Origin of the sequence: Asticcacaulis sp. AC460 (assembly GCF_000495795.1) — a bacterium.
GTDB lineage: Bacteria > Pseudomonadota > Alphaproteobacteria > Caulobacterales > Caulobacteraceae > Asticcacaulis.
In genome coordinates this window covers 13,508-32,988 of record NZ_AWGD01000030.1, presented here as the reverse complement: position 1 = coordinate 32,988, position 19,481 = coordinate 13,508, and the positions used below count along the sequence as shown (strand labels likewise).

The following is a 19,481-nucleotide window of genomic DNA, read 5'->3' as shown; positions in this document are numbered from 1 at the left end:
TGCTCGGTCACTTCAAAAGCGATTAATGGAGCTGGGCGTGGAGCAACGGAACTAGCTATGACTTGGCGTGACAACCTTCCCACCGTTCGCGGCAAGATCGCTCTGGATACGGCCCTGGCGCCGTTTACCTGGTTCCGTGTCGGCGGCCCGGCCGAGGTATTGTTCATTCCGGCCGACCCGCAGGACCTGAGCGAATTTCTGGCGGCACTCGACCCGGCAGTGCCGGTGACCTATCTGGGTGTCGGTTCGAACGTCATCATCCGCGACGGCGGCATAGATGGCGTGGTCATCCGCCTTGCCGGACGCGCCTTCTCTGAAATCAAGGTCGATGCCGAAACTCATCAGGTTACGGCCGGTCCCGGCGCTCTGGACAGCGCTGTGGCGCGCGCGGCAGCCAAGGCGGGCATCGCCGGGCTGGAGTTTTACGCCGGTATTCCGGGCACGATCGGCGGCGCCCTGACCATGAACGCCGGTTGCTACGGCTCCGAAACCAAGGACGTGCTCGTTTCCGCCTGGGGTTTCGATCGCCAGGGCAAGCGCCACCATTTCAGCAATGCCGACTTTGGTTTTACCTATCGTCATACGCAGATCAGCCCGGACATCGTGTGGATCGAAGCGGTGTTCCAGGGCACGCCGGACGATCCGGCGGCGGTGACTGAACGCATCGACGCGATTACTTCACGCCGCGAACAGACCCAGCCGATCCGCGAAAAGACCGGCGGCTCGACCTTCAAGAATCCGGAGGGCCGCTCGGCCTGGCAATGCGTCGACGGTGCCGGCTGGCGCGGTAAGCTTTATGGCGGCGCCAAATTCTCTGAACTGCACGCCAACTTCATGATCAACACCGGCGATGCGACCGCAGCCGACCTGGAAGGCCTGGGCGAAGCCGTCCGCGCCGACGTCCGCGACAAGCTGGGCGTTGAGCTCAACTGGGAAATCAAGCGGATCGGGAAACCGGCCTAAAGCCTTCCCGCAATCAGGGGAGTTCCTTGTTTCAGGAATCAAGGTAGTTTTCGCCTGAAAAGGGAGTGCGCGTTGCTGTTGGATCTTTATGCCGTCAAAGGCCCGCTCATCATGGGCGTGGTCAATGTCACACCGGACAGCTTCTCCGATGGCGGCCGTCATTTCGGCCTCGAAGCCGCGCTTGCCCATGCCCGGCAACTGATCGAAGACGGCGCCGACGTTCTGGATATTGGCGGCGAATCCACCCGGCCCGGCGCGGCTCCCGTTACCCTGGAAGAAGAGATCAACCGGGTGGTGCCGCTGATTTCAGCCCTGACCGGCTTGAGCGACATCCCCATCAGCATCGATAGCTTCAAACCGGAAGTGGCCGAGGAAGCCTTCAAGGCCGGCGCGAAAATATGGAACGATGTCAGTGGCTTGTCCTACAGTTCCGAAAGCCTGGAAACGGCCGCGCGGCTGGACGGCGATATCGTTCTGATGCACATGAAGGGTGAGCCCCGCACCATGCAGACCAACCCGTGGTACGAAGACGTCACAGCGGAGGTCGAGTCCTACCTGCTGGAGCGCGCGGGCGCGGCGATAAAAGCTGGCGTCGACAAAAACCGGATCTGGCTCGATCCCGGCATCGGCTTCGGCAAGAACCTGGATCATAATCTTGAGCTGATCCGCGCTACCGGCCGGCTGGCCGGGCACGGCTTTCCCTATGTCATGGCGGCGTCGCGCAAGCGCTTCATCGCAGCCCTGGAGGAACGCGAAGGTGCAGAACCGTCACAGCCCGACGACCGCGTCGGCGCCACATTGGCGGTTCATTTGCATGCCGTTGCGGAAGGTGCCAAGATGGTCCGCGTACACGATGTGGCTGAGATGAAGCAGGCCATGCGGCTGTGGAGGGCGATCGGCGGGGCGGGATGACGAGTTACCACTGGCGTGCCGCGATCTATTTTGTCCTGCTGATGGGATGCCTCATCGGCAGCCTCAGCGGTGTGGCGCCTCTGCTGTTCGCCTTTGCCTTCTTTTTCGTCGCCGTGTCGCAATTTTTCTTTTTGTGCCCGCGCTGCGGCAAGCATATCGACACGCGCAGCCACCTCGACGGCAGCTTCTTCTACCTGCCGGGCGAAAAGCACGACGCCCATTGCCCGCGCTGTGGCCGCAGCCGCAAAGACGTGTGGATGCTGCAGTATTTCCTGAAGCGTGAACCCTGGGACGGAATTCGCGAACCTTGACCTCGTCGCGATGTGTTGCACCGCACTCACCGTCTTGTGACCGCTGTCATGTTCAGGTTGGTGCTACGCTAAAGTCACAAAATAGAATTTGTGACGGGGAGGGGTCTTTTTTTCGGCAAAACCCTTCCTAAATCTGAACGCAGTTGTCGGGCATGAACTTGGTCCCCCTGCGCTTCTCCCTTCGCAGACAAGGCCTTGAGTTCATGACCGACACGACTTCCTCTTCCGATCTTCTGGATCGGTCCCCTGAAAGCGAAGATACACCGATGAGCAGCTCCGTTGCCCTGACTACGTCCAACCTGTCCTCGATGCCGGCCCTGTCGCCCGACGGCGGCCTGAACCGTTATCTGTCGGAAATCCGCAAGTTTCCGATGCTGGCCAAGGATGAGGAATTCATGCTGGCCAAGCGCTGGCAGGAACATCAGGACCCAAAGGCCGCGCACAAGCTGGTCACCTCGCACCTGCGCCTGGTGGCCAAGATCGCCATGGGTTACCGCGGTTACGGCCTGCCGGTGGGCGAAGTCATCTCCGAAGGCAATGTCGGCCTGATGCAGGCAGTCAAGAAGTTCGACGCCGATCGCGGTTTCCGCCTGGCGACCTACGCCATGTGGTGGATCAAGGCTTCGATCCAGGAATATGTCCTGCGCTCTTGGTCGCTGGTCAAGATGGGCACGACCGCTGCCCAGAAGAAGCTGTTCTTCAACCTGCGCAAGGTGAAGTCGGAAATCTCAGCCCTGGAAGAAGGCGATCTGCGCCATGAACAGGTCGAACAGATCGCCACCAAGCTGGGTGTGTCGGAAACCGACGTCATCAATATGAACCGCCGCATGTCGTCGCCGGACTCGTCGCTGAATGCGCCGATCCGTGCTTCGGAAGGCGAGTCGGAGTGGCAGGACTGGCTGGTCGACGACAAGCAGGTCTCGCAGGAAACGGTTCTGGCCGATTCCGAGGAATACGATCAGCGCATGGGTCTTCTGGAAGCCGCCATGGGTGAACTGAACGCCCGTGAGCGCGAAATCCTGACCGAGCGCCGCCTGAAGGACAGCCCGACCACCCTGGAAGACCTGGCCGAGCGTTTCGGTGTCTCGCGTGAGCGCGTTCGCCAGATCGAGGTCCGGGCGTTCGAAAAGCTGCAAAAGGCGATGACGGCCTCGCAGGCCGCCTAACCTCCCCACGTGTGGGGAGGGGGACCGCCCGAAGCCGAAGCAAAGCGAAGGCGTAGGGTGGTGGTGGGGCGACTTGCTTTCGGAAGCGCAGACCTATGCCGCCGCGCCGCCGCGGTTGTCCAGTTCCATTCCCGTCGACAGCCGCTTGGCGGCGGCCGTCTCGGCCTCCTGGTCGGCCATGCCCTTGGCGAACAGGTCGTGCGCCCATTGGTTGCCGCTGGCCTTGTTCATGCCCAGGGCCTTGATCATCGCCTCGACCTGGGGCGCCAACCGCGCCTTGGTCAGGATACGCAGCTTCAGGTCGCCGACGATCGCCGTCACGGCAGCCAGGAACTTGGTTTCCTTGATCGACTTGGCAGCGGGAACGATGACCGCCATTTGCTGCATGACGGTGCGCATCATGGTCTCGCCGTCATCGTCGAACAGTTCCAGCGAGGATTTCAACAAACGCACCGCTTCTTCGACGGCGATCCGTTGCGAGCCGTCCTTTTCCGACTTGCGCTTCTTGGCGCCCTTGTAGTCGCCGGTGTTGAAGCGGCGGCGGTCCGGTCCGACATAGGAGGCGACCTCGACCCAGTCGCGCGTCTTGAACAGCACGTTTTCCAGACGGGTCATCAGGTCCTGCCAGGCGAAGGGCTTCATCAGCATCTCGTGGACGCCGGCGTTTCGCGCCTCGCTTAGCTGTGCCGGGGTGACTTCGGCCTTGACCATGATCACGGGCGCCTTGCGGCAGGCCATGTCGCTGCGGCGCAGGGTCTTGACGAATTCGATGCCGTCGACCTTGCTGGCCTTGTATTCGATCAGGATCAGCTGCGGATTGAGGTTGCGCGCCATGGCCAGGGCGCGACTTTCGTCGGTCTCAATGACGATATTGTCGGCGCCGATACTCCGCAGCATGTCGGCCAGCATACGGGCATAGGCCGTGTTTTCCTCCAGAATGAGGACACGGCTCAGATGCATGCGCAGCTTGGCTTGGAGGCGGGGATCCAGGGCGAACATGGTACTCTTTCAACGAAACTTGAAAGCAGCCTAGTTCAAACTGGTAAAAATCCGCTTGGAAAACGCGGTTAAAAAAGGCTGAATCCCTTGAGTTAAAAGGAAACGCCGTTCTCAATCAGTCCTGAAACGGATCGCGCATCAAGATGGTGTCCTCGCGCTCCGGGCTGGTCGACAGCAGGGCGACCGGCGCGCCGATCAGTTCTTCGATGCGGCGAACATATTTGACCGCATTGCCCGGCAGGTCTTTCCACGACCGCGCGCCCTGGGTGCTCTCGCTCCAGCCCGGCAGGTCCTCATAGATCGGCTCGATGCCCTGCTGCGCCTTGAAGCCGGACGGCAGATAATCCAGCACCTTGTCGCCGACCTTATAGCCGACGCAGACCTTGATGGTTTCGATGCCGTCCAGAATATCGAGCTTGGTCAGGGCGATGCCGTCGATGCCGTTGATGGCGATCGACTGGCGCGCCAGCACGGCGTCCAGCCAGCCGACGCGGCGGGCGCGGCCGGTGACGGTGCCGAATTCGTGGCCGCGCGTGGCAATGCCCTGGCCGACCTCATCGAACAGTTCGGTAGGGAAGGGGCCCGATCCGACGCGGGTGGTGTAGGCCTTCAGAATCCCCAGGACATAGCCGACCGACTTGGGGCCCAGGCCGGAACCGGCGGCGGCCTGGCCGGCCACCGTGTTGGACGAGGTCACGAACGGATAGGTGCCGTGGTCGATGTCGAGCAGGGCGCCCTGCGCGCCTTCGAATAGGATGCGCTTGCCTTCCTGGCGCGCCTTGTCCAGCACGTACCAGACCGGACGAGCAAACGGCAGCAGGCGCGGTGCAATCTCTTTCAACGCATCGGTCAGGGCGGTGACGTCGACATCGGGCAGGCCCAGGCCCTGGCGCAAGGCGTTGTGGTGGGTGAGCAGGCGGTCGATCTTGCCGGACAGGGCATCCAGATCTTCCAGGTCGGCAACGCGGATGGCGCGACGGCCAACCTTGTCCTCATAGGCCGGGCCGATGCCGCGGCCGGTGGTGCCGATCTTGCCGGCGCCGGCGGCGGCTTCACGGGCGATATCCAGTTCGCTGTGGATCGGCAGAATCAGACAGGCATTGTCGGCGATGTTGAGCAGGTCGGGCGTGATGCTCAACCCTTGCGCTTCCACCTTGGCGATTTCGGCGAACAGCGCCCACGGATCGATGACGACGCCGTTGCCGATGATGGAATGCTTGCCCTGGACGACGCCGGACGGCAGCAGGCTGAGCTTGTAGACCTTACCATCGACGACCAGCGTGTGGCCGGCATTATGGCCGCCCTGGAAACGCACCACGACATCGGCGCGGTTCGACAGCCAGTCGACCAGCTTGCCCTTGCCTTCATCGCCCCATTGGGCCCCGATCACGGTCACATTTGCCAAGGGAAATACTCCGTCCTTCTTCAGACCTGGGATGGTCCGGTCAACAAACGGTGCGACCCTATAGAGCAGGAATCGGCCCTTGTAACCCCTTAAAGTGTTTTATCTGGATAAAACAACGATGAGGGTCAGGCTGTTGCCTTATCGTCCGAGGTCAGAGCTTCCAGCGCCTGAGCATAGGCCCATTCCAGCCACGGCAGAAGGGCGTCGATATCGTCCGAATCGACCGTGCAGCCGCACCAGATGCGCAGACCCGGCGGCGCCGCGCGATAGCCGGTGACGTCGAAGGCGATACCCTCGACTTCCAGCAGCGAGCCGATCTTGGACGCCAGTTTCGCCTGGAATTCCGCTGGGCGAGTGGTGACCGCGGATTCGACGAACTTCAGGCACACCGAGGTGGTCGAGCGCTGGGCTTCGACCTCGGCGACGAAATCGATCCAGTCCGTTGCCTCGACCCATTCGCGCAGGGTCTCGAAATTGCGGTTGCAGCGATTGATCAACCCTTCCAGGCCACCTTCCAGCGACGCCCAACGCAGGGCGTCGAGATAGTCTTCGACCACCAGGAAGGAGAAGGTGTTGATGGCGTCGCCACCGAGGATATTCGGATCGGCCTTGTCGCCCTTTTTCAGGCGCAGCACCTTCGGGATCGCCCGGCCGGAATCGAAGCTATTCAAACGTTCGACGGCGCGCGGCGACAGCACCAGCACGCCGATGCCGGCCTCACCGCCCAGGGCCTTCTGGAACGAGAAGGTGGCGACGTCCAGGTCGGCCCACGGCAGTTCCATACAGAAGGCGGCTGAGGTGGCGTCGCACAGGACCAGGCCATCGTGGCCTTTGAGGAACGCTCCGTCAGTCAGGCGCACGCCCGAGGTGGTGCCGTTCCACGGAAACACCAGGTCGGCAGCCGGATCGATCTTCGTCAGGTCGGGCAATTGACCATAAGGCGCGCTCAGTACCTCGGCATCCAGCTTCAGGTGTTTCGTGGCGTCATCGGCCCACAGTTGGCCGAAGCTCTCGAACGCTAGGAGCTGGACCTTGCGCGGCCCCAAAAGATTCCACATGGCGGCCTCAAAAGCGCCGGTGTCGGAGCCCGGCGTCATGAACACCTGGTATTCGGCGGGAATCTGCAGGATTGACCGGGTCAGCTCCAGAGCCTGGTTGATGCGGCCGACCGTGACCTTGGAGCGATTCGAACGGCCGACCGGTGCGCCCGACAGGGCCTGCACGCTCCAACCGGGACGCTTGCACGTCGGGCCGGAGGAAAACCACGGCCGTTCGGGCGCGCGGGCGGGCTTGCTGGCGGGCAGGGGCATGTTCGAAGCTCCTTTGTAAATATGGCCGCGTCATGCGCCAAAACCCCTTTCGGGTCAATCACCACCTGAACCGAAAATGAACCGCACCGTTCAGGTTGGGCTCAGTTCCACAATGTCATTATGGCCTCATCGCTGAAGGAACAGCGACTGACATCGAAACCCTGAGCAAGGAGAAAGACCATGAAGACCCGCAACACCCTGATCGCCCTGGCCGTCGCCGCCTCCGCCCTGACCGGCATGGCCGCCCCGGCGTTTGCCGACACCCGCGCCTCGGTTTCGGTCGGGTACAACAACAATGATCGTGACTATCGCGACAACGATCGCGGCTACCGCGACAATGATCGTGGTGGCCGCTGGGATGATCACCGCGGTGGCGGGCGCTGGGACGACCGCGCCGAGAACCGCATCGACAACCGGATCGACAATATCCGCGATCGCATTCAGCAAGGCCGCCGTAGCGGTCAGATCAGCCGCCGTGAAGGCGAGCGCCTGGAATACCGTCTGCGCGACATCGTCTCGCTGAAGCGTTCGTTTGAACGTTCCGGCCGCGGCCTGAACCGTCAGGAAGTGGCGACCTTGGAAGGCCGCCTGGACAACCTGTCCGGCCAGATCCGTTCGGAGCGTCGCGACTATAACCGCTGGTAGGTTTCCTCCCCTTGCCAGCTGGTCAAGGACCGGAGCGGGCGGCTGCCCCGTAAACCCGACCGTTCCGGTCCCCATGGACCCGGAGCCTGCACCTCACCGCAGGCTCCGGGTCTTTTTCTGTGTCAGAGCGCAATCCGATAAAGTGTGCCGCACGTTTCGGTTAAATTGCGCGACACAACAAAGACCTGTACGGCGTTTTGATTCTACCAAAACGCACACCGCTCTAGGGAGCGATCGGGGTGCCGACCAGTTTGTAGCCGAAAACCATGCTGCCATAGGTGGGGTCATCGGTGACGCCACCTCTCAGGACGGCCACGACCTCGCCCTGGGCATTGACCACGGGTGCGCCGGAAAAGCCGGAGATCTTGCCGATCTTGTTCACCTGTTCGAAAATGTAATAGCCGGTGTTGTCGGCGCCGCTGTACTTGACCGCGTAGATATTCTGGTTGCATGCCGGCTCGGCATAGGGGCAGCCGATGACATAGCCGGTGTCGCCGGCAACAGGCGCCTGGGTGGCGACCTTGAGCGGTGTTACCCCGGCCTTGATCGTCTTGATCGAGAAAAACAGGATATCGCGATCATAGTCGTCGTCCGGCGCCAGGAGCGTGTCGACCTCCGCAACCGTTTCGCCCGTTGCCGGCTTCAGGAAGCGCCAATACTTGATCGTGGCGTTGAACTGACTGGGTTTGACGGCGGGTTCGATCCCCATGTCGCCCGTCAGCAGATGCTTGGCCGTGACGGCGTAGGTCTTTCCGTCCTGGCTGATCAGGAAGGCGGAGGCGCCTTCGGATTTCTGGCCGGTCTTGAAGGCGAAGTTGTTGCGAAGAAGAACCTGGTCCTTGAGCGCTGCTGGCTGGCTGAAGCCGGCGACCGGCGCGAGCAGGCAGAGCGCGGTTATGACCGTAGCGAAAGCTTTCATCTGTGGGTTCCCCAAAAAATCTTCGCCCATCTAACAATTTTCCTGGCGGGAATGCCAGAGGCTTGGCGCCGCATGTCAGCGCCGACATATTGCGACAGGCGGCGGCGTAAGGCGTTGCGAGATATATCCTTGTTTTATTGGCGAAAATCCGGCGCCAGCCTAAACCCAACCTGAACCGTGCGGTTCAGGTCCGGCTCACAGGCGGTATGATGATATGGCTTCATCGCTGATGCGCAGCGACCAACCTAAGGAGCCTCACCATGACCCGCACCAAGACGACCCTTACCGCCCTGATCGCCGCCGCTGCCATGACTGCCGGCCTGGCCACCGTCCCGACCCTGGCCTCGGCCCGGCCCCAGAACACGCACATGGATGCCCGTGTCGAAGTCCGTGCCGACAATCGCATCGATGCCCGTATTGACAATCTGCGCGATCGTATCCGCGTTGGCGACCGCACGCATCAACTCAGCAACCGCGAATCTGTCCGCCTGAGCGGCAAGCTCAACGGTATCGTCTCGCTGAAGCGCCAGTTCGAACGTTCGGGCCGTGGCCTCGATCGCCAGGAAGTCGCCCTGCTGAGCGGCAAGCTCGACACCCTGTCCGGCCAGATCCGGGTTCAAGCGCATGATCGCAACCGCCGCTAAAATACGGTTCGGAAACTCCGTCCGGCTGGCCTGCAAAGGTCCGTTTTCTGCGCTTCCGGTGCTCACGTACTTGAGTACGCTCCGCTCCGGTTCTCGAAACCAGCCCTTTTCGGCTCACCCTGACGGCTTTCCAAACCGTATTTAACTTCGGTGACATTTCAACAACCCTCCGCTCCTGCGGAGGGTTTTCTGTTACAGCAACCAGTTGTGCCGCAACGGCCCGTGCCCGCCGCCCAGGCCGGGTGCCATGAGAATGGCTCCGATCACATAGTCGCGGGCCAGTTCGACGGTCTCATTCAAAGGCCGCTCCGGACGCCACAGCGCAGCGCAGGCGCTGGCCAGGGTGCAGCCCGTGCCATGGGTGTGCGGTGTATCCACCCGCTCCGAAGCAAACCGGAATACGGCGTCCTGGGTGAACAGCAGATCGACCACCTCCGGCCCGGGCAGATGCCCGCCCTTCACCAACACATTGCGAGCGCCGGCTCTCAGCAGGGCCTCTCCGGCGCGGCGGGCGTCATCTTCGGTTTCGACCGCAAAACCCGTCAGCGCGGCGGCTTCCGGCGCATTGGGCGTCAGCAACCCGGCGCGCGGAATCATCACCGACTTCAACGCCGAGATGGCCTGTTCGGCCAGCAGCGGATGGCCGCCCTTGGCCACCATCACCGGGTCGACCACGGCAAAGGCATCGGTCGCGTCCATCACTTCGGCGACGGCTTCCATGACGGCGGCATCGCCCAGCATGCCGGTCTTGACCGTATCGGCGCCGATGTCGCTGAGGCAGGCCATCCCCTGGGCGGCGATGATCTCCGGCGGCACGGCCATCACGCCGGTGACGCCCAGGGTGTTCTGGATCGTCAGGGCCGTGATCGCGGTCATGGCGTAGCCGCCCAGGCAGGTGACGGTCTTGATATCGGCCTGGATGCCGGCGCCGCCCGACGGGTCGGATCCGGCGATGATAAGGACACGGTGCACTTTCAATCCTTGGCGAACAGGTTCATCATTGCGATACGCTCAGATAAGAGGCGGCGATGCCCCTGACAACCTCGTTTTACCAGTCCGATATCCAACGCGGCACCTATCGTCACTATAAGGACAAGCTGTACAAGGTGTTCGGCACCGTGACCCATTCGGAAACCGAGGAAGTGATGGTCCTCTATGCGCCCCTGCACCAGGAGGCCGGGAATGCACGGCTATGGGTGCGGCCGCTGTCGATGTTCACCGAAACTGTGGTAACCGAAGACGGCGAAAGGCCGCGATTCGCATATGTTGAAGGTGGGTACTGATGGGACGATGGAATGAGCTGGTGCCGGAGGCGTTTGCCGACCGCAACCACCCCATCCTGAGGGCTATGCGCGGCACGCTTATACTGGTCAGGATGAACCAGATCGGCGCCCATGACGAACTGCAGTCGACGGAAATCCTGGCAGGCCGGTTGATCCGTGCCAACCGCTCGGAAGGTTTCGTCCTGTCCCTTGTCGGCAAGAAATCGGGCCAGGAACTTTTCCTGCCGCTGGTGCCGGATGCTTTCAACCTGGTTGACCGCGGCCGGTATCAGCTGTCGTGCGGCAGCATCATCCACAATCCGGAATTCCTGGGCGCCTTCGACATCTACCGCGAGGGGACATGAATATCCCCTGGGACCGGATCGTCACCGATCCGTGGCTGATCATCATGCTGGTGCTGTTCGTGGGCCTGGGCGGATGGATGCTGTTCCAGAAGTGGCGGAGCAGGCGATAACCGTTACATCCCGCTCAGCGCCTCGACCAGTTGGGCCATGTCGTCCGGCATCTTCGCCCGGAACTTCAGCTTCTCACCGGTGATCGGGTGAACAAACCCCAGCAAGCCGGCGTGCAGCGCCTGACGATCGAATTCCAGCTCCCGCACAACTTCCTGAACCTCACGCGACGGCGCGCCCGAGCCATAGACCGGATCGCCCAGGCAGGGACAGCCCAGGTGCGCCATATGGACCCGGATCTGGTGCGTCCGCCCCGTCTCCAGGCGGCAGGTCAATAACGCCGCCAACGGCTTGGTGAAGCCGAACACCTCCTCGACCTGATAGTGGGTGATGGCTTCGCGTCCGCCACCGCGCAGGACCGCCATCTTCTTGCGGTCATGGTGCGAACGGCCGATGCGGGTATTGACCGTGCCTGAGACATAGCGCGGTGAGCCGCGCACTACAGCCTTGTATTCACGGTCGATATCGTGGCGGCCAAACAGTTCCGACAGGCTGCGATGGGCGACATCGGTCTTGGCGGCCACCATCACGCCGGAGGTGTCCTTGTCCAGCCGGTGGACGATGCCCGGACGCAGCACGCCGCCGATCCCGGAGAGGGTATCGCCGCAGTGAAACAGCAGGGCATTGACCAGCGTACCGTCCCGCGTGCCCGGCGCCGGATGCGCCGCCATGCCGGGCGCCTTGTTGACGATGATCAGATGCTCATCTTCGAACAGGATATCGAGCGGAATATCCTGCGGTTCCGGATTGGCGCTGACCGGCGCCGGAATGCTGAGGCTGTAATCGCCGGGCCGCGCCTTGTGCTTGCCGTCGGTGATGACGGCGCCGTTTTGGCTCAGCCGGCCTTCGGCGATCAAAGCCTGCAACCGGGCACGCGACAGGTCGGGAAAATGTGGGGTGAGGGCGCGGTCAAGCCGTTCGCCGGCCTCTTCGGCCGTCACCGTGGCGGTCAGGATCTGGGCCTCGCCTTCGGAGATGTCGTCGTCTTCGATATCGTCGGGGGTATCATTCATGCGTTCCGATACGCCAGGACAGCTGAGAAGGAAACCCTTTCCGTGACGAGGTTGCGAAATGCCAGAAAGTTAAGTATGAAACCAACCCCACCCGGTCGCGGGTGGTGCACAGATGTCTGAAGGTTGTCTGCGTGGTGTCGACCGGACTTACTTCAGGGGAGCGCTTCTTCGGAGTCCAGGTTCAAATCCTGGTCTGCCCTTCATGGGGCAGGTGGCGGAATGGTAGACGCGGCGGTTGTTCAGTGTCCGGTCAAGTGTTCCCGCAGGCAACCTTCTGACATCTGTGTGCCCGTCTCTATCAGTCGATATCTTCGTTCATCAGGCCGATCCGGGTATAGCCGTGGGCGTTCAGCTCGTTCAGGACGTCCATGAAGGCATCATACTGGATATCGGCGCGGCCGCGAACCAGTACCCGCTCTTCTGTCGGATGATCGCTTTGCAGTGCCATCCGCAGATCGGCATCCAGGGTCGTGAGGCTGGTCCTCTGGCCGCTGATATAGAGTTCGCCTGGTCCTTCGATTGAGATGAAGGTCGGCGTCTTGCCCGTAGCTTCAAGGCTGGGCGGCGGCATGTCCAGCTTGACGGCCTTGGTGGCGACCGGAATCGACACCATGAAGATGATCAGCAGAACCAGCATGACGTCGACGAACGGCGTCACGTTGATGTCGGAATTCTGTTCGATTTTGTACACCGCGGTCTTGGCGTGAATCCTTGCCGGCATTGGTTTTCCCTCCCTCAGGCGCGCCGGAAGACGCTCCGGCGACACTCTATTGTATCATAACGCCGCTCTTGCTCACCCTGTCAAAAAGTGATATCACTTTGATATGAGTTTCGGGAGGACTGGATATGGCCGATGATGACAAGCCGCTGAGCACCCTGGTGTCCCAGGGCTGGGAGATTGTGAACTACACCGTGGCCTATGAGGCTGAGGGCGCCATGCAGAGCGTGCTACTGCGCAAGCAGAAACAGCACAAGGTCCTGCGCTTTCGCCCCAAGACCTTCGGCAAGGGTTATGTGGTCAAGGAAATGGACGTTTAAGAACGTCATGGGAGGCTGAAATGAACGATAAATCCATCAACAAGACGCGCGAAATTCCCGGTGCCGGTGGCAGCGGCGGCCTTTGGCTGCTGATCCTGCTGGCCCTGGTGGCGGCGATCATCGCCGTTCTGGTTACACGCAGCGTGTTGGGCTTCGCTGCCATCGCCCTGGGGCTGGCGGCGCTGTTCCTGCTCTGCGGCTTCTATACCGTCCAGCCGAACCAGGCCGTGGCCATCACCGTCTTTGGCAACTACAAGGGCAGCGACCGCACGACGGGCCTGCGCTGGGTGCCCTTCTGGTACGGCCGCAAGAAGGTCTCGCTGCGCGTACGCAACGTCACCAGCGAGACCCTGAAGGTCAACGACCAACGCGGCAATCCGGTCGAAATCGCCGCCAACGTCGTCTGGCGCGTGGCGGACTCGGCCCAGGCTCTGTTCGACGTCGACGACTATGTCGCCTTCGTCAACATCCAGATCGAGACCGCGCTGCGCGAAACGGCGCGGCAATATGCCTATGATCATGCCGACGACGGCCAACCGACCCTGCGCGACGATGCCGAAATCGTTGGCGAGAGGCTGAAGAACGATCTGGCCAAACGAGTCGAAGTCGCTGGTGTTACCATCGACGAGACCCACCTGATGCACCTGGCCTATGCACCGGAAATCGCTGGCGCGATGCTGAAGCGCCAGCAGGCCGAGGCGGTCATCGCCGCCCGCCACAAGATCGTCGCCGGCGCCGTCGGCATGGTCGAAATGGCGCTGGAACAACTGTCCGAACGCGGCGTCGTCGACCTGGATGAGGAACGCAAGGCGGCCATGGTGTCTAACCTGCTGGTGGTGCTGTGCGCCGACCGCGAAGCCCAGCCGGTCGTCAATACCGGCACGCTCTACGGCTGATATGGCGTCGCCGGGTAAAAAATCCTATCCCCTTCGGGTCAGGCCCGAAGTCATGGAGGCGGTCGAGAAACTGGCCGCCTCCGAGCTGCGCTCGACCAATGCGCAGCTGGAGATGCTGCTGCGTGAGGCTCTGGCGAAGCGTGGGATTAAACTCCCTGCGGGTCGCAAACCGGAGGCGGATTCGTAAGACCTTGTCGAAGGGCCCATAGAAAAACCCCGGCAGGATGACCTGCCGGGGTTTTCAAATTCCAAAGCCGTGAAAGACTATTCGATGTCTTCGTTAATCAGGCCGATCTTCAGGTAACCGTGCTGCTGCAGCTCGTTCAGGACCTTAACGAACTCCTTGTACTCGATGTCCTTCCAGGCCGTCACCATGACGCGCTCGTTAAGCGGGTCCGGCGACTGCAGGGCGGCGCGGAGATCGGCGTCCAGAGTTTCCAGAGTGGTCTTTTGACCCTTGATATAGATGTCATCCGGGCCCATGATCGCGATGAAGACCGGTTCCTTCTTTTCTTCCGTCTTGGACGGAGAGGGGGGAGGCAGGTCCAGCTTGATCGAGACGGTGGCCACAGGGATGGACACCATGAAGATGATCAGCAGCACAAGCATAACGTCAACGAACGGAGTCACGTTGATGTCCGAGTTCTGTTCGATCTTGTATTTACCGCCGCCACCGCCGCCGAGCTTTGCGCCCATGAGTAAAACTCCCTTTAAGCCCCGCGCCACAAGCGTCTGGGGGCAGAATCTTATAACATCCGGTCACAGGCACAAAACCGTAAGCGCCCGAGTTTCAGAAAACCGACACCGGCGATTTAGGCCAAGTCCCGGTCAAAAGTAAAGACCTAAAGCCGTCGAAACGGAGCCTTAGCCGAGAAGGATTAAGAATATTTCTCAGCCGGCTGCCGAAATTTCGCGCCACCGGAGAAAATAACGGCGCGTGCTCGTCACCCAAGCACGCGCCGCATAAAAAATCGATCGCTGTCTGAGCCTATTTTTGGGTCAGACGCAGGAATCGCTCCTGCAGCACGGTATCGGTCTTGAACACGCCTGTGAACCGGGTGGTGACCGTGGAGACATTCTTGTGGTGGACGCCGCGCGTGCTCATGCACTGGTGCTCGGCGTCGATCAGCACGGCCACGCCCAGCGGCGCCAGCGACTCTTCGAGCGCGTCGGCGACCTGCTTGGTCATGGTTTCCTGGGTCTGCAGACGCTTGGCGAAGATTTCGACCACGCGTGCGATCTTGGAAATACCGACGACCTTTTCGGTCGGCATATAGGCGACCCAGGCCTTGCCCAGGAACGGCGCCATATGGTGTTCACAGTGCGATTCGACATCGATCTCGCGCAGCATGACCATGTCATCATAGCCCTGCACGTCCTCGAAGGTGCGCGACAGCTCCTTCTTCGGGTCGGCTTCATACCCCTGGAACCATTCCTGATAGGCGTCGACGACGCGTTTGGGCGTGTCGATCAGGCCTTCGCGGTCGGGATTGTCACCGGCCCAGGCCAGAAGCGTGCGAACGGCCTCCATGGCCTGTTCACGCGACGGGCGGTTGGTGAAGGTGGTTACGCTGACCGGCTTCGACGTGGCGAGCAGGCTTTTTGGATCCAGACTATCCATATTCAATATCACAGTCCCCTTGAGGGCCGAGTGGCGCCGGTGCGAAGGCATCCGGAATGACGCGTGGCATCCCTCAAATTTGGCCTCAAAATTAGTTGTCCCGCACAACGATGCGCGACGCCGCGACCCGATTCCGTCAGTACGGTAAGATGGGCGGCTTTGACATTTACGTTCCTAGCACAAATTGGATCAATGTGCGCGAGTTAAACGTGGTGCATCGGCGAGACCGCGTCTATATGGGACACCCCACCCTGATTACAACTGAAAATACCGATGAAATTACAGATTCACGACACGCTCCGCCGCGACAAGGTCGAATTCGTTCCCCAAAACCCTGAGCGCGTGACCCTGTATGTCTGCGGTCCGACGGTTTATTCCTATGCCCATATCGGCAATGCCCGTCCGGTGGTGGTGTTCGACGTCCTGTTCCGGCTGCTGCGGGAAATCTATGGCGAAGACCATGTGATCTACGCCCGCAACATCACCGATGTCGACGACAAGATCAACAAGGCCGCCATGGAGCAGGGCGTCGAGATCGACGTCATCACCAACCATTTCGCCGACATCTATAACGAGGACATGGCGACCCTGGGCGCTCTGCGGCCGAGCATGGAGCCGCGGGTGACGCGTAACATGGACGCGATCGTCGCCCAGATCGCCGCCATCGTCGCCAACGGCCACGCCTATGCCGAACAGGGCCACGTCCTGTTCGACGTCGAGTCGTTCAAAACCTATGGCGCCCTGTCGCGGCGCTCGGTCGACGACATGATCGCCGGCGCCCGCGTCGAGGTGGCACCCTATAAACGCAACGCCCAGGACTTCGTGCTGTGGAAGCCGTCCAAGCCGGGCGAGCCGGTGTGGGACAGCCCGTGGGGCGGCGGCCGGCCGGGCTGGCACATCGAATGCTCGGCCATGATCGAGGCCAATCTGGGCCTGCCGATCGACATCCACGGTGGCGGTCACGACCTGATCTTCCCGCACCATGAGAACGAGATCGCCCAAGGCCTGTGCGCCCAGCACGCCCATGGTCACGACAGCGAATATGCCCGTTACTGGATGCACAACGGCTTCCTTGATTTCGGTAGCGAAAAGATGTCGAAATCGCTGGGCAATGTGAAACTGGTCCACGACCTGATCAAGGAAACCCCGGGCGAGGCCCTGCGCCTGGCCCTGCTGTCGGGGCATTATCGCGGACCGCTGGAATGGACGCCGGAGCTGGTGACCCAGTCGCGGGCGCGGCTGGACGGCTTCTATGGCGCCCTGCGCCGGTTCGCCGCCGTGCCGGTGCGCGATGAGGCTGTGCCGCCGGCCATTCTGGAGGCCCTGTGCGACGACCTCAACACACCGCGCGCCCTGGCAGAACTGTCGGCCCTGGCCAAGGCCCTGGAAACCGCCTCTGACGATGAGGCGCGCATGACCGCCAAGTCGCAACTGCTGGCCGGCGGTGCCTTGCTGGGTCTGCTTCAGGGCGATGCTGAAGCCTGGTTCAAGGGCGGGGCGGACGAAGATCTGACGGCGAAAATCGACGCACTGATCGCCGAACGTATCGCGGCGCGGGCGGCGAAGAACTGGCCCGAAGCCGATCGCATCCGCAAGGCGCTTGACGAACTGGGGGTCGAGGTGATGGACTCGGCGACGGGCGCAACCTGGAAGCTGAAGGCGGGGGTGTAATATGGCGTACAAGATTGAAGTGCGGGTCGGTGTCGCCGTGCCGGTCGACGATGTTTATGAAATCATCGCCGATATCGACTCGTGGACGTCATGGAGCCCGATCCACCAGGAGGTTTCGGGTAAGCTGGGCTTCGGCGCACCTTTCCATTCCAAGGAAAAATTCGAAGGCCTGGGCGTTTGGGAGATCGACGGTGTCATCGCCGACTGGACGCCGCTGTCGCACATCCACATCGCCGTGCCGAAGAAGTTCTACGAAGGCAGCCTGACGCGTTATTTCGAGTTCGACTCGCTGTCGGAAACGGGGGCGTCCTTCTCGATGGGCGCCGTGTTTTCGGGTTTTCTGTCCGAGCGGGAAGGGCGCCGTTATGGCAAATTCTTCCGTGCCGGCTTCCAGGCCTTTGCCGAGGCTCTGAAGGCCAAGGCCGAGGCCGAGTACGCCGCCAAACCGCCCGAGCAGCGCCTGAAGGCCAGCAAGCCGGTAAAGGTGCCGGAAATTCCGGAAAAGAAGACCGCCCCCTGGGCGCCGCCGAAGCAGTGGAAGTTCGGCAAGAGCAAGTAGGTTGGTATAGGTCGCTCCACCACCTTGAACCGCTGCCCGGCTTCGGCCCGTAAACAGGCGAGAAACCTCGGGGCATCGAAAAAAGATCGTGAAGCGACCTATCTCCCCCCTCTCACACGACATGAACGGTCACGGAATTGCCGTTGCCGTCCAAACCGCGATAAAAGCCGGCTTCCACCACACCCGTGAACAGGCTGCGAAAATCCTGCGCCTGCAGGATTAGCTTCAGGTCGCGCATGGCTTCGCGCGCATCCAGGCGCGTCCAGTTCAGACAGGCTTTGAGATCGAATACAGCGGCCATAACGAACACCTCGAATAAGAATGTTCACTATTTGTTCCATGTAAAAACGCCGTTGTCAAGCGGCGGCCTTCTTCAATCTTTCGACCATGGACATCAGCCCGTTGGTCCGCTGCGACGACAGGGCCTCGTCCAGGCCCAGCCGGTGCAAGGTATCCCGGATCGAGAAGCTTTGGATCTCGTCAAACGGCAGGCCATCCAGCAGCCGCACCAGGATGGCGATCAGTCCCTTGACGATGAAGGCATCCGATTCACCGCGAAACCGCAGTTCGCCGTCCGGCGCCGGGTCTATGACCAGCCACACCTGCGAAGCGCACCCCAGGACGCGCGTCGCATCGCTGCGCTCTTCCGGCTTTAGCGGCGGCATATCCTTGCCCAGGTCGATGATATAGCGGTAGCGTTCTTCCCAGTCGTCGAACAGTTCGAACTCTTCGAGCAGGGTATTCAGGCGGGCTTGCAAAGGTGCGGACATGGCCGCCATATAGGCGGCCTACCCCCAGAGGTTCAAGCGGCTTTCAGACGCAATATCGCTTTCAGGCCCTCGCCGGGTCGCGAAATCACCCGGAACAGCCCGCCCATAGCCTGGCAGTTCAGCTTGACGATGGCCCAGCCCAGACCGGCGCCTTCACGTGTCCGGCTGACATCACCGTCGCCTTGTTCGAACGGCAGCATCAGCCGCTCGATCTCGGCCTGGTCAGGCGCGTCGCCGCGGTTGAAAACGCTGATATCGATCTGGTCGCCGTGGCGGCGGGCGTCCAGTTCGACCACCCCGTCGGCGGTGAAGTCGATGGCGTTGTGCAGGAGTTGATCCAGGCATGAGGCCACGCCGCGTGGATCGAACATTGCGTACAGTTCCTCGTCGCGCAGCTTGACGTCGAGCTTCACGCCGCGGTCCTCGGCGACGGCTTTCAGCTTTCCGGCCGCCTCTTCGAGATAGGGCAGGACGGGTTCCGGCACGGCCTTCAGGTCGCCGCCGCTCTCCAGCCGCACGATTTCGATAAAGCCATTGAACAGGGTCAGCAGCTTGGTGCCGCTGTCGCGGATGATGTTGGCGTATTCGACATACTGCGGCGATCCGAGCGGGCCGTACAGTTCCTGCCGCAGGATCTCGGAAAAGCCGATAATGCTGTTGAGCGGGGTGCGCAGTTCGTGGCTGACCATGCGCAGGAAGGACTTGCGCGCCACGTCCTTGTCCGGACTGCGGCGCGGGTCGAGGTTCCACGCCGGCGGCTCGCCCGGGGGTGAGGGGCGCGACTCGGTCTCCGGCGATTGGGGCATCGGAAGGGGCATACTACGCGTCCGGTGGTCATAAACGGGCACTATGCCATACCGGGATTAACCTTAAGTTACAGTCCTTTGGTTCATACTATTCGCTT

At 61.5% G+C, this 19,481-nt stretch carries 25 protein-coding genes; 13 read left to right on the top strand and 12 right to left on the bottom strand.

Annotated elements, in window-relative coordinates:
• Positions 1 to 57 precede the first annotated feature (57 nt).
• The 4 genes from murB (at position 58) to rpoH (ending at position 3,352) form a co-directional block, all read left to right on the top strand.
• Positions 58 to 963: a UDP-N-acetylmuramate dehydrogenase gene (gene murB, locus ABAC460_RS40140; RefSeq protein ID WP_023454420.1), complete on the top strand. Its 906-nt coding sequence runs from the start codon at positions 58 to 60 to the stop codon at positions 961 to 963.
• Between the two features lie 72 nt (positions 964 to 1,035).
• Positions 1,036 to 1,875 carry a dihydropteroate synthase gene (gene folP / locus ABAC460_RS40135; protein WP_023454419.1) on the top strand — a complete coding sequence of 280 codons (840 nt, stop codon included), beginning with the start codon at positions 1,036 to 1,038 and terminating at the stop codon, positions 1,873 to 1,875.
• Positions 1,872 to 2,186: a hypothetical protein gene (locus ABAC460_RS40130; protein ID WP_023454418.1), complete on the top strand. Its 315-nt coding sequence runs from the start codon at positions 1,872 to 1,874 to the stop codon at positions 2,184 to 2,186. The genes folP and ABAC460_RS40130 overlap by 4 nt, the downstream gene beginning before the upstream one ends.
• A gap of 308 nt (positions 2,187 to 2,494) precedes the next feature.
• Positions 2,495 to 3,352 carry an RNA polymerase sigma factor RpoH gene (gene rpoH / locus ABAC460_RS40125; RefSeq protein ID WP_035426303.1) on the top strand — a complete coding sequence of 286 codons (858 nt, stop codon included), beginning with the start codon at positions 2,495 to 2,497 and terminating at the stop codon, positions 3,350 to 3,352.
• A gap of 93 nt (positions 3,353 to 3,445) precedes the next feature.
• Here the strand turns inward: rpoH and ABAC460_RS0124865 are convergent, their stop codons facing one another.
• The 3 genes from ABAC460_RS0124865 to ABAC460_RS40115 form a co-directional block, all read right to left on the bottom strand.
• Positions 3,446 to 4,351, bottom strand: coding sequence for a response regulator (locus ABAC460_RS0124865; protein WP_023454416.1), 906 nt, complete (start codon positions 4,349 to 4,351; stop codon positions 3,446 to 3,448).
• Between the two features lie 115 nt (positions 4,352 to 4,466).
• Entirely contained in the window at positions 4,467 to 5,756 is a 1,290-nt protein-coding gene (locus ABAC460_RS40120; protein WP_023454415.1) for an adenylosuccinate synthase, read from the bottom strand.
• Positions 5,757 to 5,881: 125 nt separating this feature from the next.
• Positions 5,882 to 7,066: a phosphoserine transaminase gene (locus tag ABAC460_RS40115; RefSeq protein ID WP_023454414.1), complete on the bottom strand. Its 1,185-nt coding sequence runs from the start codon at positions 7,064 to 7,066 to the stop codon at positions 5,882 to 5,884.
• 180 nt (positions 7,067 to 7,246) lie between these two features.
• Between ABAC460_RS40115 and ABAC460_RS48455 the strand changes: the two genes are divergently transcribed.
• Complete coding sequence (locus ABAC460_RS48455) at positions 7,247 to 7,711, top strand: hypothetical protein (RefSeq protein WP_023454413.1); 465 nt, start codon at positions 7,247 to 7,249, stop codon at positions 7,709 to 7,711.
• A gap of 223 nt (positions 7,712 to 7,934) precedes the next feature.
• Here ABAC460_RS48455 and ABAC460_RS40110 read toward each other — a convergent pair whose 3' ends face one another.
• On the bottom strand, positions 7,935 to 8,630 hold the full coding sequence (locus tag ABAC460_RS40110) for a S1 family peptidase (protein WP_162150333.1): 696 nt from the start codon (positions 8,628 to 8,630) through the stop codon (positions 7,935 to 7,937).
• A gap of 260 nt (positions 8,631 to 8,890) precedes the next feature.
• Here ABAC460_RS40110 and ABAC460_RS40105 point away from each other — a divergent pair, with 260 nt between their 5' ends.
• Positions 8,891 to 9,274, top strand: a complete 384-nt coding sequence (locus ABAC460_RS40105; protein WP_023454411.1) for a hypothetical protein — start codon at positions 8,891 to 8,893, stop codon at positions 9,272 to 9,274.
• Positions 9,275 to 9,466: 192 nt separating this feature from the next.
• On the opposite strand, the gene thiD is transcribed toward ABAC460_RS40105, so the two are convergent.
• Positions 9,467 to 10,246, bottom strand: a complete 780-nt coding sequence (gene thiD, locus ABAC460_RS40100) for a bifunctional hydroxymethylpyrimidine kinase/phosphomethylpyrimidine kinase (protein WP_023454410.1) — start codon at positions 10,244 to 10,246, stop codon at positions 9,467 to 9,469.
• A 56-nt stretch (positions 10,247 to 10,302) separates the two neighbouring features.
• On the opposite strand from thiD, the gene ABAC460_RS40095 reads away from it, so the two are divergent.
• Both ABAC460_RS40095 and ABAC460_RS40090 read left to right on the top strand, forming a co-directional pair.
• Complete coding sequence (locus ABAC460_RS40095; protein WP_023454409.1) at positions 10,303 to 10,557, top strand: DUF1653 domain-containing protein; 255 nt, start codon at positions 10,303 to 10,305, stop codon at positions 10,555 to 10,557.
• Positions 10,557 to 10,901, top strand: coding sequence for a hypothetical protein (locus ABAC460_RS40090; protein ID WP_023454408.1), 345 nt, complete (start codon positions 10,557 to 10,559; stop codon positions 10,899 to 10,901). The genes ABAC460_RS40095 and ABAC460_RS40090 overlap by 1 nt, the downstream gene beginning before the upstream one ends.
• Positions 10,902 to 11,014: 113 nt before the next feature.
• On the opposite strand, the gene ABAC460_RS40085 is transcribed toward ABAC460_RS40090, so the two are convergent.
• The gene (locus tag ABAC460_RS40085) at positions 11,015 to 12,022 is read right to left on the bottom strand and encodes an RluA family pseudouridine synthase (protein ID WP_023454406.1); all 1,008 of its coding nucleotides are present in this window, start codon (positions 12,020 to 12,022) and stop codon (positions 11,015 to 11,017) included.
• Between the two features lie 298 nt (positions 12,023 to 12,320).
• On the bottom strand, positions 12,321 to 12,743 hold the full coding sequence (locus ABAC460_RS40080) for an ExbD/TolR family protein (RefSeq protein WP_023454405.1): 423 nt from the start codon (positions 12,741 to 12,743) through the stop codon (positions 12,321 to 12,323).
• 125 nt (positions 12,744 to 12,868) lie between these two features.
• On the opposite strand from ABAC460_RS40080, the gene ABAC460_RS40075 reads away from it, so the two are divergent.
• Genes ABAC460_RS40075 through ABAC460_RS0124855 form a run of 3 tightly spaced genes read left to right on the top strand, consistent with a single transcriptional unit; the run spans position 12,869 to position 14,143 of the window.
• Complete coding sequence (locus ABAC460_RS40075) at positions 12,869 to 13,060, top strand: hypothetical protein (protein WP_023454404.1); 192 nt, start codon at positions 12,869 to 12,871, stop codon at positions 13,058 to 13,060.
• A 20-nt stretch (positions 13,061 to 13,080) separates the two neighbouring features.
• A complete protein-coding gene (locus ABAC460_RS40070; RefSeq protein ID WP_023454403.1) occupies positions 13,081 to 13,956 on the top strand; it encodes an SPFH domain-containing protein in 876 nt (291 codons plus the stop codon).
• A 1-nt stretch (position 13,957) separates the two neighbouring features.
• Entirely contained in the window at positions 13,958 to 14,143 is a 186-nt protein-coding gene (locus ABAC460_RS0124855) for a hypothetical protein (RefSeq protein WP_031237069.1), read from the top strand.
• A 77-nt stretch (positions 14,144 to 14,220) separates the two neighbouring features.
• Here ABAC460_RS0124855 and ABAC460_RS40065 read toward each other — a convergent pair whose 3' ends face one another.
• Both ABAC460_RS40065 and folE read right to left on the bottom strand, forming a co-directional pair.
• Positions 14,221 to 14,652 (bottom strand): ExbD/TolR family protein, encoded by a 432-nt coding sequence (locus tag ABAC460_RS40065; RefSeq protein ID WP_023454401.1) that lies wholly within the window; start codon positions 14,650 to 14,652, stop codon positions 14,221 to 14,223.
• A 292-nt stretch (positions 14,653 to 14,944) separates the two neighbouring features.
• Entirely contained in the window at positions 14,945 to 15,577 is a 633-nt protein-coding gene (gene folE, locus ABAC460_RS40060; RefSeq protein ID WP_023454400.1) for a GTP cyclohydrolase I FolE, read from the bottom strand.
• A gap of 273 nt (positions 15,578 to 15,850) precedes the next feature.
• On the opposite strand from folE, the gene cysS reads away from it, so the two are divergent.
• Positions 15,851 to 17,248, top strand: coding sequence for a cysteine--tRNA ligase (cysS, locus tag ABAC460_RS40055; protein WP_023454399.1), 1,398 nt, complete (start codon positions 15,851 to 15,853; stop codon positions 17,246 to 17,248).
• A 1-nt stretch (position 17,249) separates the two neighbouring features.
• Entirely contained in the window at positions 17,250 to 17,807 is a 558-nt protein-coding gene (locus ABAC460_RS40050) for an SRPBCC family protein (RefSeq protein ID WP_023454398.1), read from the top strand.
• A 112-nt stretch (positions 17,808 to 17,919) separates the two neighbouring features.
• Here the strand turns inward: ABAC460_RS40050 and ABAC460_RS40045 are convergent, their stop codons facing one another.
• Genes ABAC460_RS40045 through ABAC460_RS40035 form a run of 3 tightly spaced genes read right to left on the bottom strand, consistent with a single transcriptional unit; the run spans position 17,920 to position 19,395 of the window.
• Positions 17,920 to 18,108, bottom strand: coding sequence for a hypothetical protein (locus ABAC460_RS40045; RefSeq protein ID WP_023454397.1), 189 nt, complete (start codon positions 18,106 to 18,108; stop codon positions 17,920 to 17,922).
• Between the two features lie 55 nt (positions 18,109 to 18,163).
• Positions 18,164 to 18,577: a SufE family protein gene (locus ABAC460_RS40040; RefSeq protein WP_031237068.1), complete on the bottom strand. Its 414-nt coding sequence runs from the start codon at positions 18,575 to 18,577 to the stop codon at positions 18,164 to 18,166.
• Between the two features lie 32 nt (positions 18,578 to 18,609).
• Positions 18,610 to 19,395 (bottom strand): sensor histidine kinase, encoded by a 786-nt coding sequence (locus ABAC460_RS40035; protein WP_023454395.1) that lies wholly within the window; start codon positions 19,393 to 19,395, stop codon positions 18,610 to 18,612.
• Positions 19,396 to 19,481 lie beyond the last annotated feature (86 nt).

Bases quoted from the DNA above. Each gene is read 5' to 3' on its own strand.
- ABAC460_RS40105 (WP_023454411.1), top strand. From the start codon at position 8,891: ATGACCCGCACCAAGACGACCCTTACCGCCCTGATCGCCGCCGCTGCC.
- ABAC460_RS40130 (WP_023454418.1), top strand. From the start codon at position 1,872: ATGACGAGTTACCACTGGCGTGCCGCGATCTATTTTGTCCTGCTGATG.
- ABAC460_RS0124855 (WP_031237069.1), top strand. From the start codon at position 13,958: ATGGCGTCGCCGGGTAAAAAATCCTATCCCCTTCGGGTCAGGCCCGAA.
- ABAC460_RS40110 (WP_162150333.1), bottom strand. From the start codon at position 8,630: ATGAAAGCTTTCGCTACGGTCATAACCGCGCTCTGCCTGCTCGCGCCG.
- rpoH (WP_035426303.1), top strand. From the start codon at position 2,495: ATGCCGGCCCTGTCGCCCGACGGCGGCCTGAACCGTTATCTGTCGGAA.
- ABAC460_RS40040 (WP_031237068.1), bottom strand. From the start codon at position 18,577: ATGTCCGCACCTTTGCAAGCCCGCCTGAATACCCTGCTCGAAGAGTTC.
- ABAC460_RS40115 (WP_023454414.1), bottom strand. From the start codon at position 7,066: ATGCCCCTGCCCGCCAGCAAGCCCGCCCGCGCGCCCGAACGGCCGTGG.
- ABAC460_RS40045 (WP_023454397.1), bottom strand. From the start codon at position 18,108: ATGGCCGCTGTATTCGATCTCAAAGCCTGTCTGAACTGGACGCGCCTG.
- folE (WP_023454400.1), bottom strand. From the start codon at position 15,577: ATGGATAGTCTGGATCCAAAAAGCCTGCTCGCCACGTCGAAGCCGGTC.
- cysS (WP_023454399.1), top strand. From the start codon at position 15,851: ATGAAATTACAGATTCACGACACGCTCCGCCGCGACAAGGTCGAATTC.
- ABAC460_RS48455 (WP_023454413.1), top strand. From the start codon at position 7,247: ATGAAGACCCGCAACACCCTGATCGCCCTGGCCGTCGCCGCCTCCGCC.
- ABAC460_RS40070 (WP_023454403.1), top strand. From the start codon at position 13,081: ATGAACGATAAATCCATCAACAAGACGCGCGAAATTCCCGGTGCCGGT.
- ABAC460_RS40080 (WP_023454405.1), bottom strand. From the start codon at position 12,743: ATGCCGGCAAGGATTCACGCCAAGACCGCGGTGTACAAAATCGAACAG.
- murB (WP_023454420.1), top strand. From the start codon at position 58: ATGACTTGGCGTGACAACCTTCCCACCGTTCGCGGCAAGATCGCTCTG.
- ABAC460_RS40085 (WP_023454406.1), bottom strand. From the start codon at position 12,022: ATGAATGATACCCCCGACGATATCGAAGACGACGACATCTCCGAAGGC.
- ABAC460_RS40035 (WP_023454395.1), bottom strand. From the start codon at position 19,395: ATGCCCCTTCCGATGCCCCAATCGCCGGAGACCGAGTCGCGCCCCTCA.
- ABAC460_RS0124865 (WP_023454416.1), bottom strand. From the start codon at position 4,351: ATGTTCGCCCTGGATCCCCGCCTCCAAGCCAAGCTGCGCATGCATCTG.
- ABAC460_RS40095 (WP_023454409.1), top strand. From the start codon at position 10,303: ATGCCCCTGACAACCTCGTTTTACCAGTCCGATATCCAACGCGGCACC.
- ABAC460_RS40050 (WP_023454398.1), top strand. From the start codon at position 17,250: ATGGCGTACAAGATTGAAGTGCGGGTCGGTGTCGCCGTGCCGGTCGAC.
- ABAC460_RS40090 (WP_023454408.1), top strand. From the start codon at position 10,557: ATGGGACGATGGAATGAGCTGGTGCCGGAGGCGTTTGCCGACCGCAAC.
- ABAC460_RS40075 (WP_023454404.1), top strand. From the start codon at position 12,869: ATGGCCGATGATGACAAGCCGCTGAGCACCCTGGTGTCCCAGGGCTGG.
- ABAC460_RS40065 (WP_023454401.1), bottom strand. From the start codon at position 14,652: ATGGGCGCAAAGCTCGGCGGCGGTGGCGGCGGTAAATACAAGATCGAA.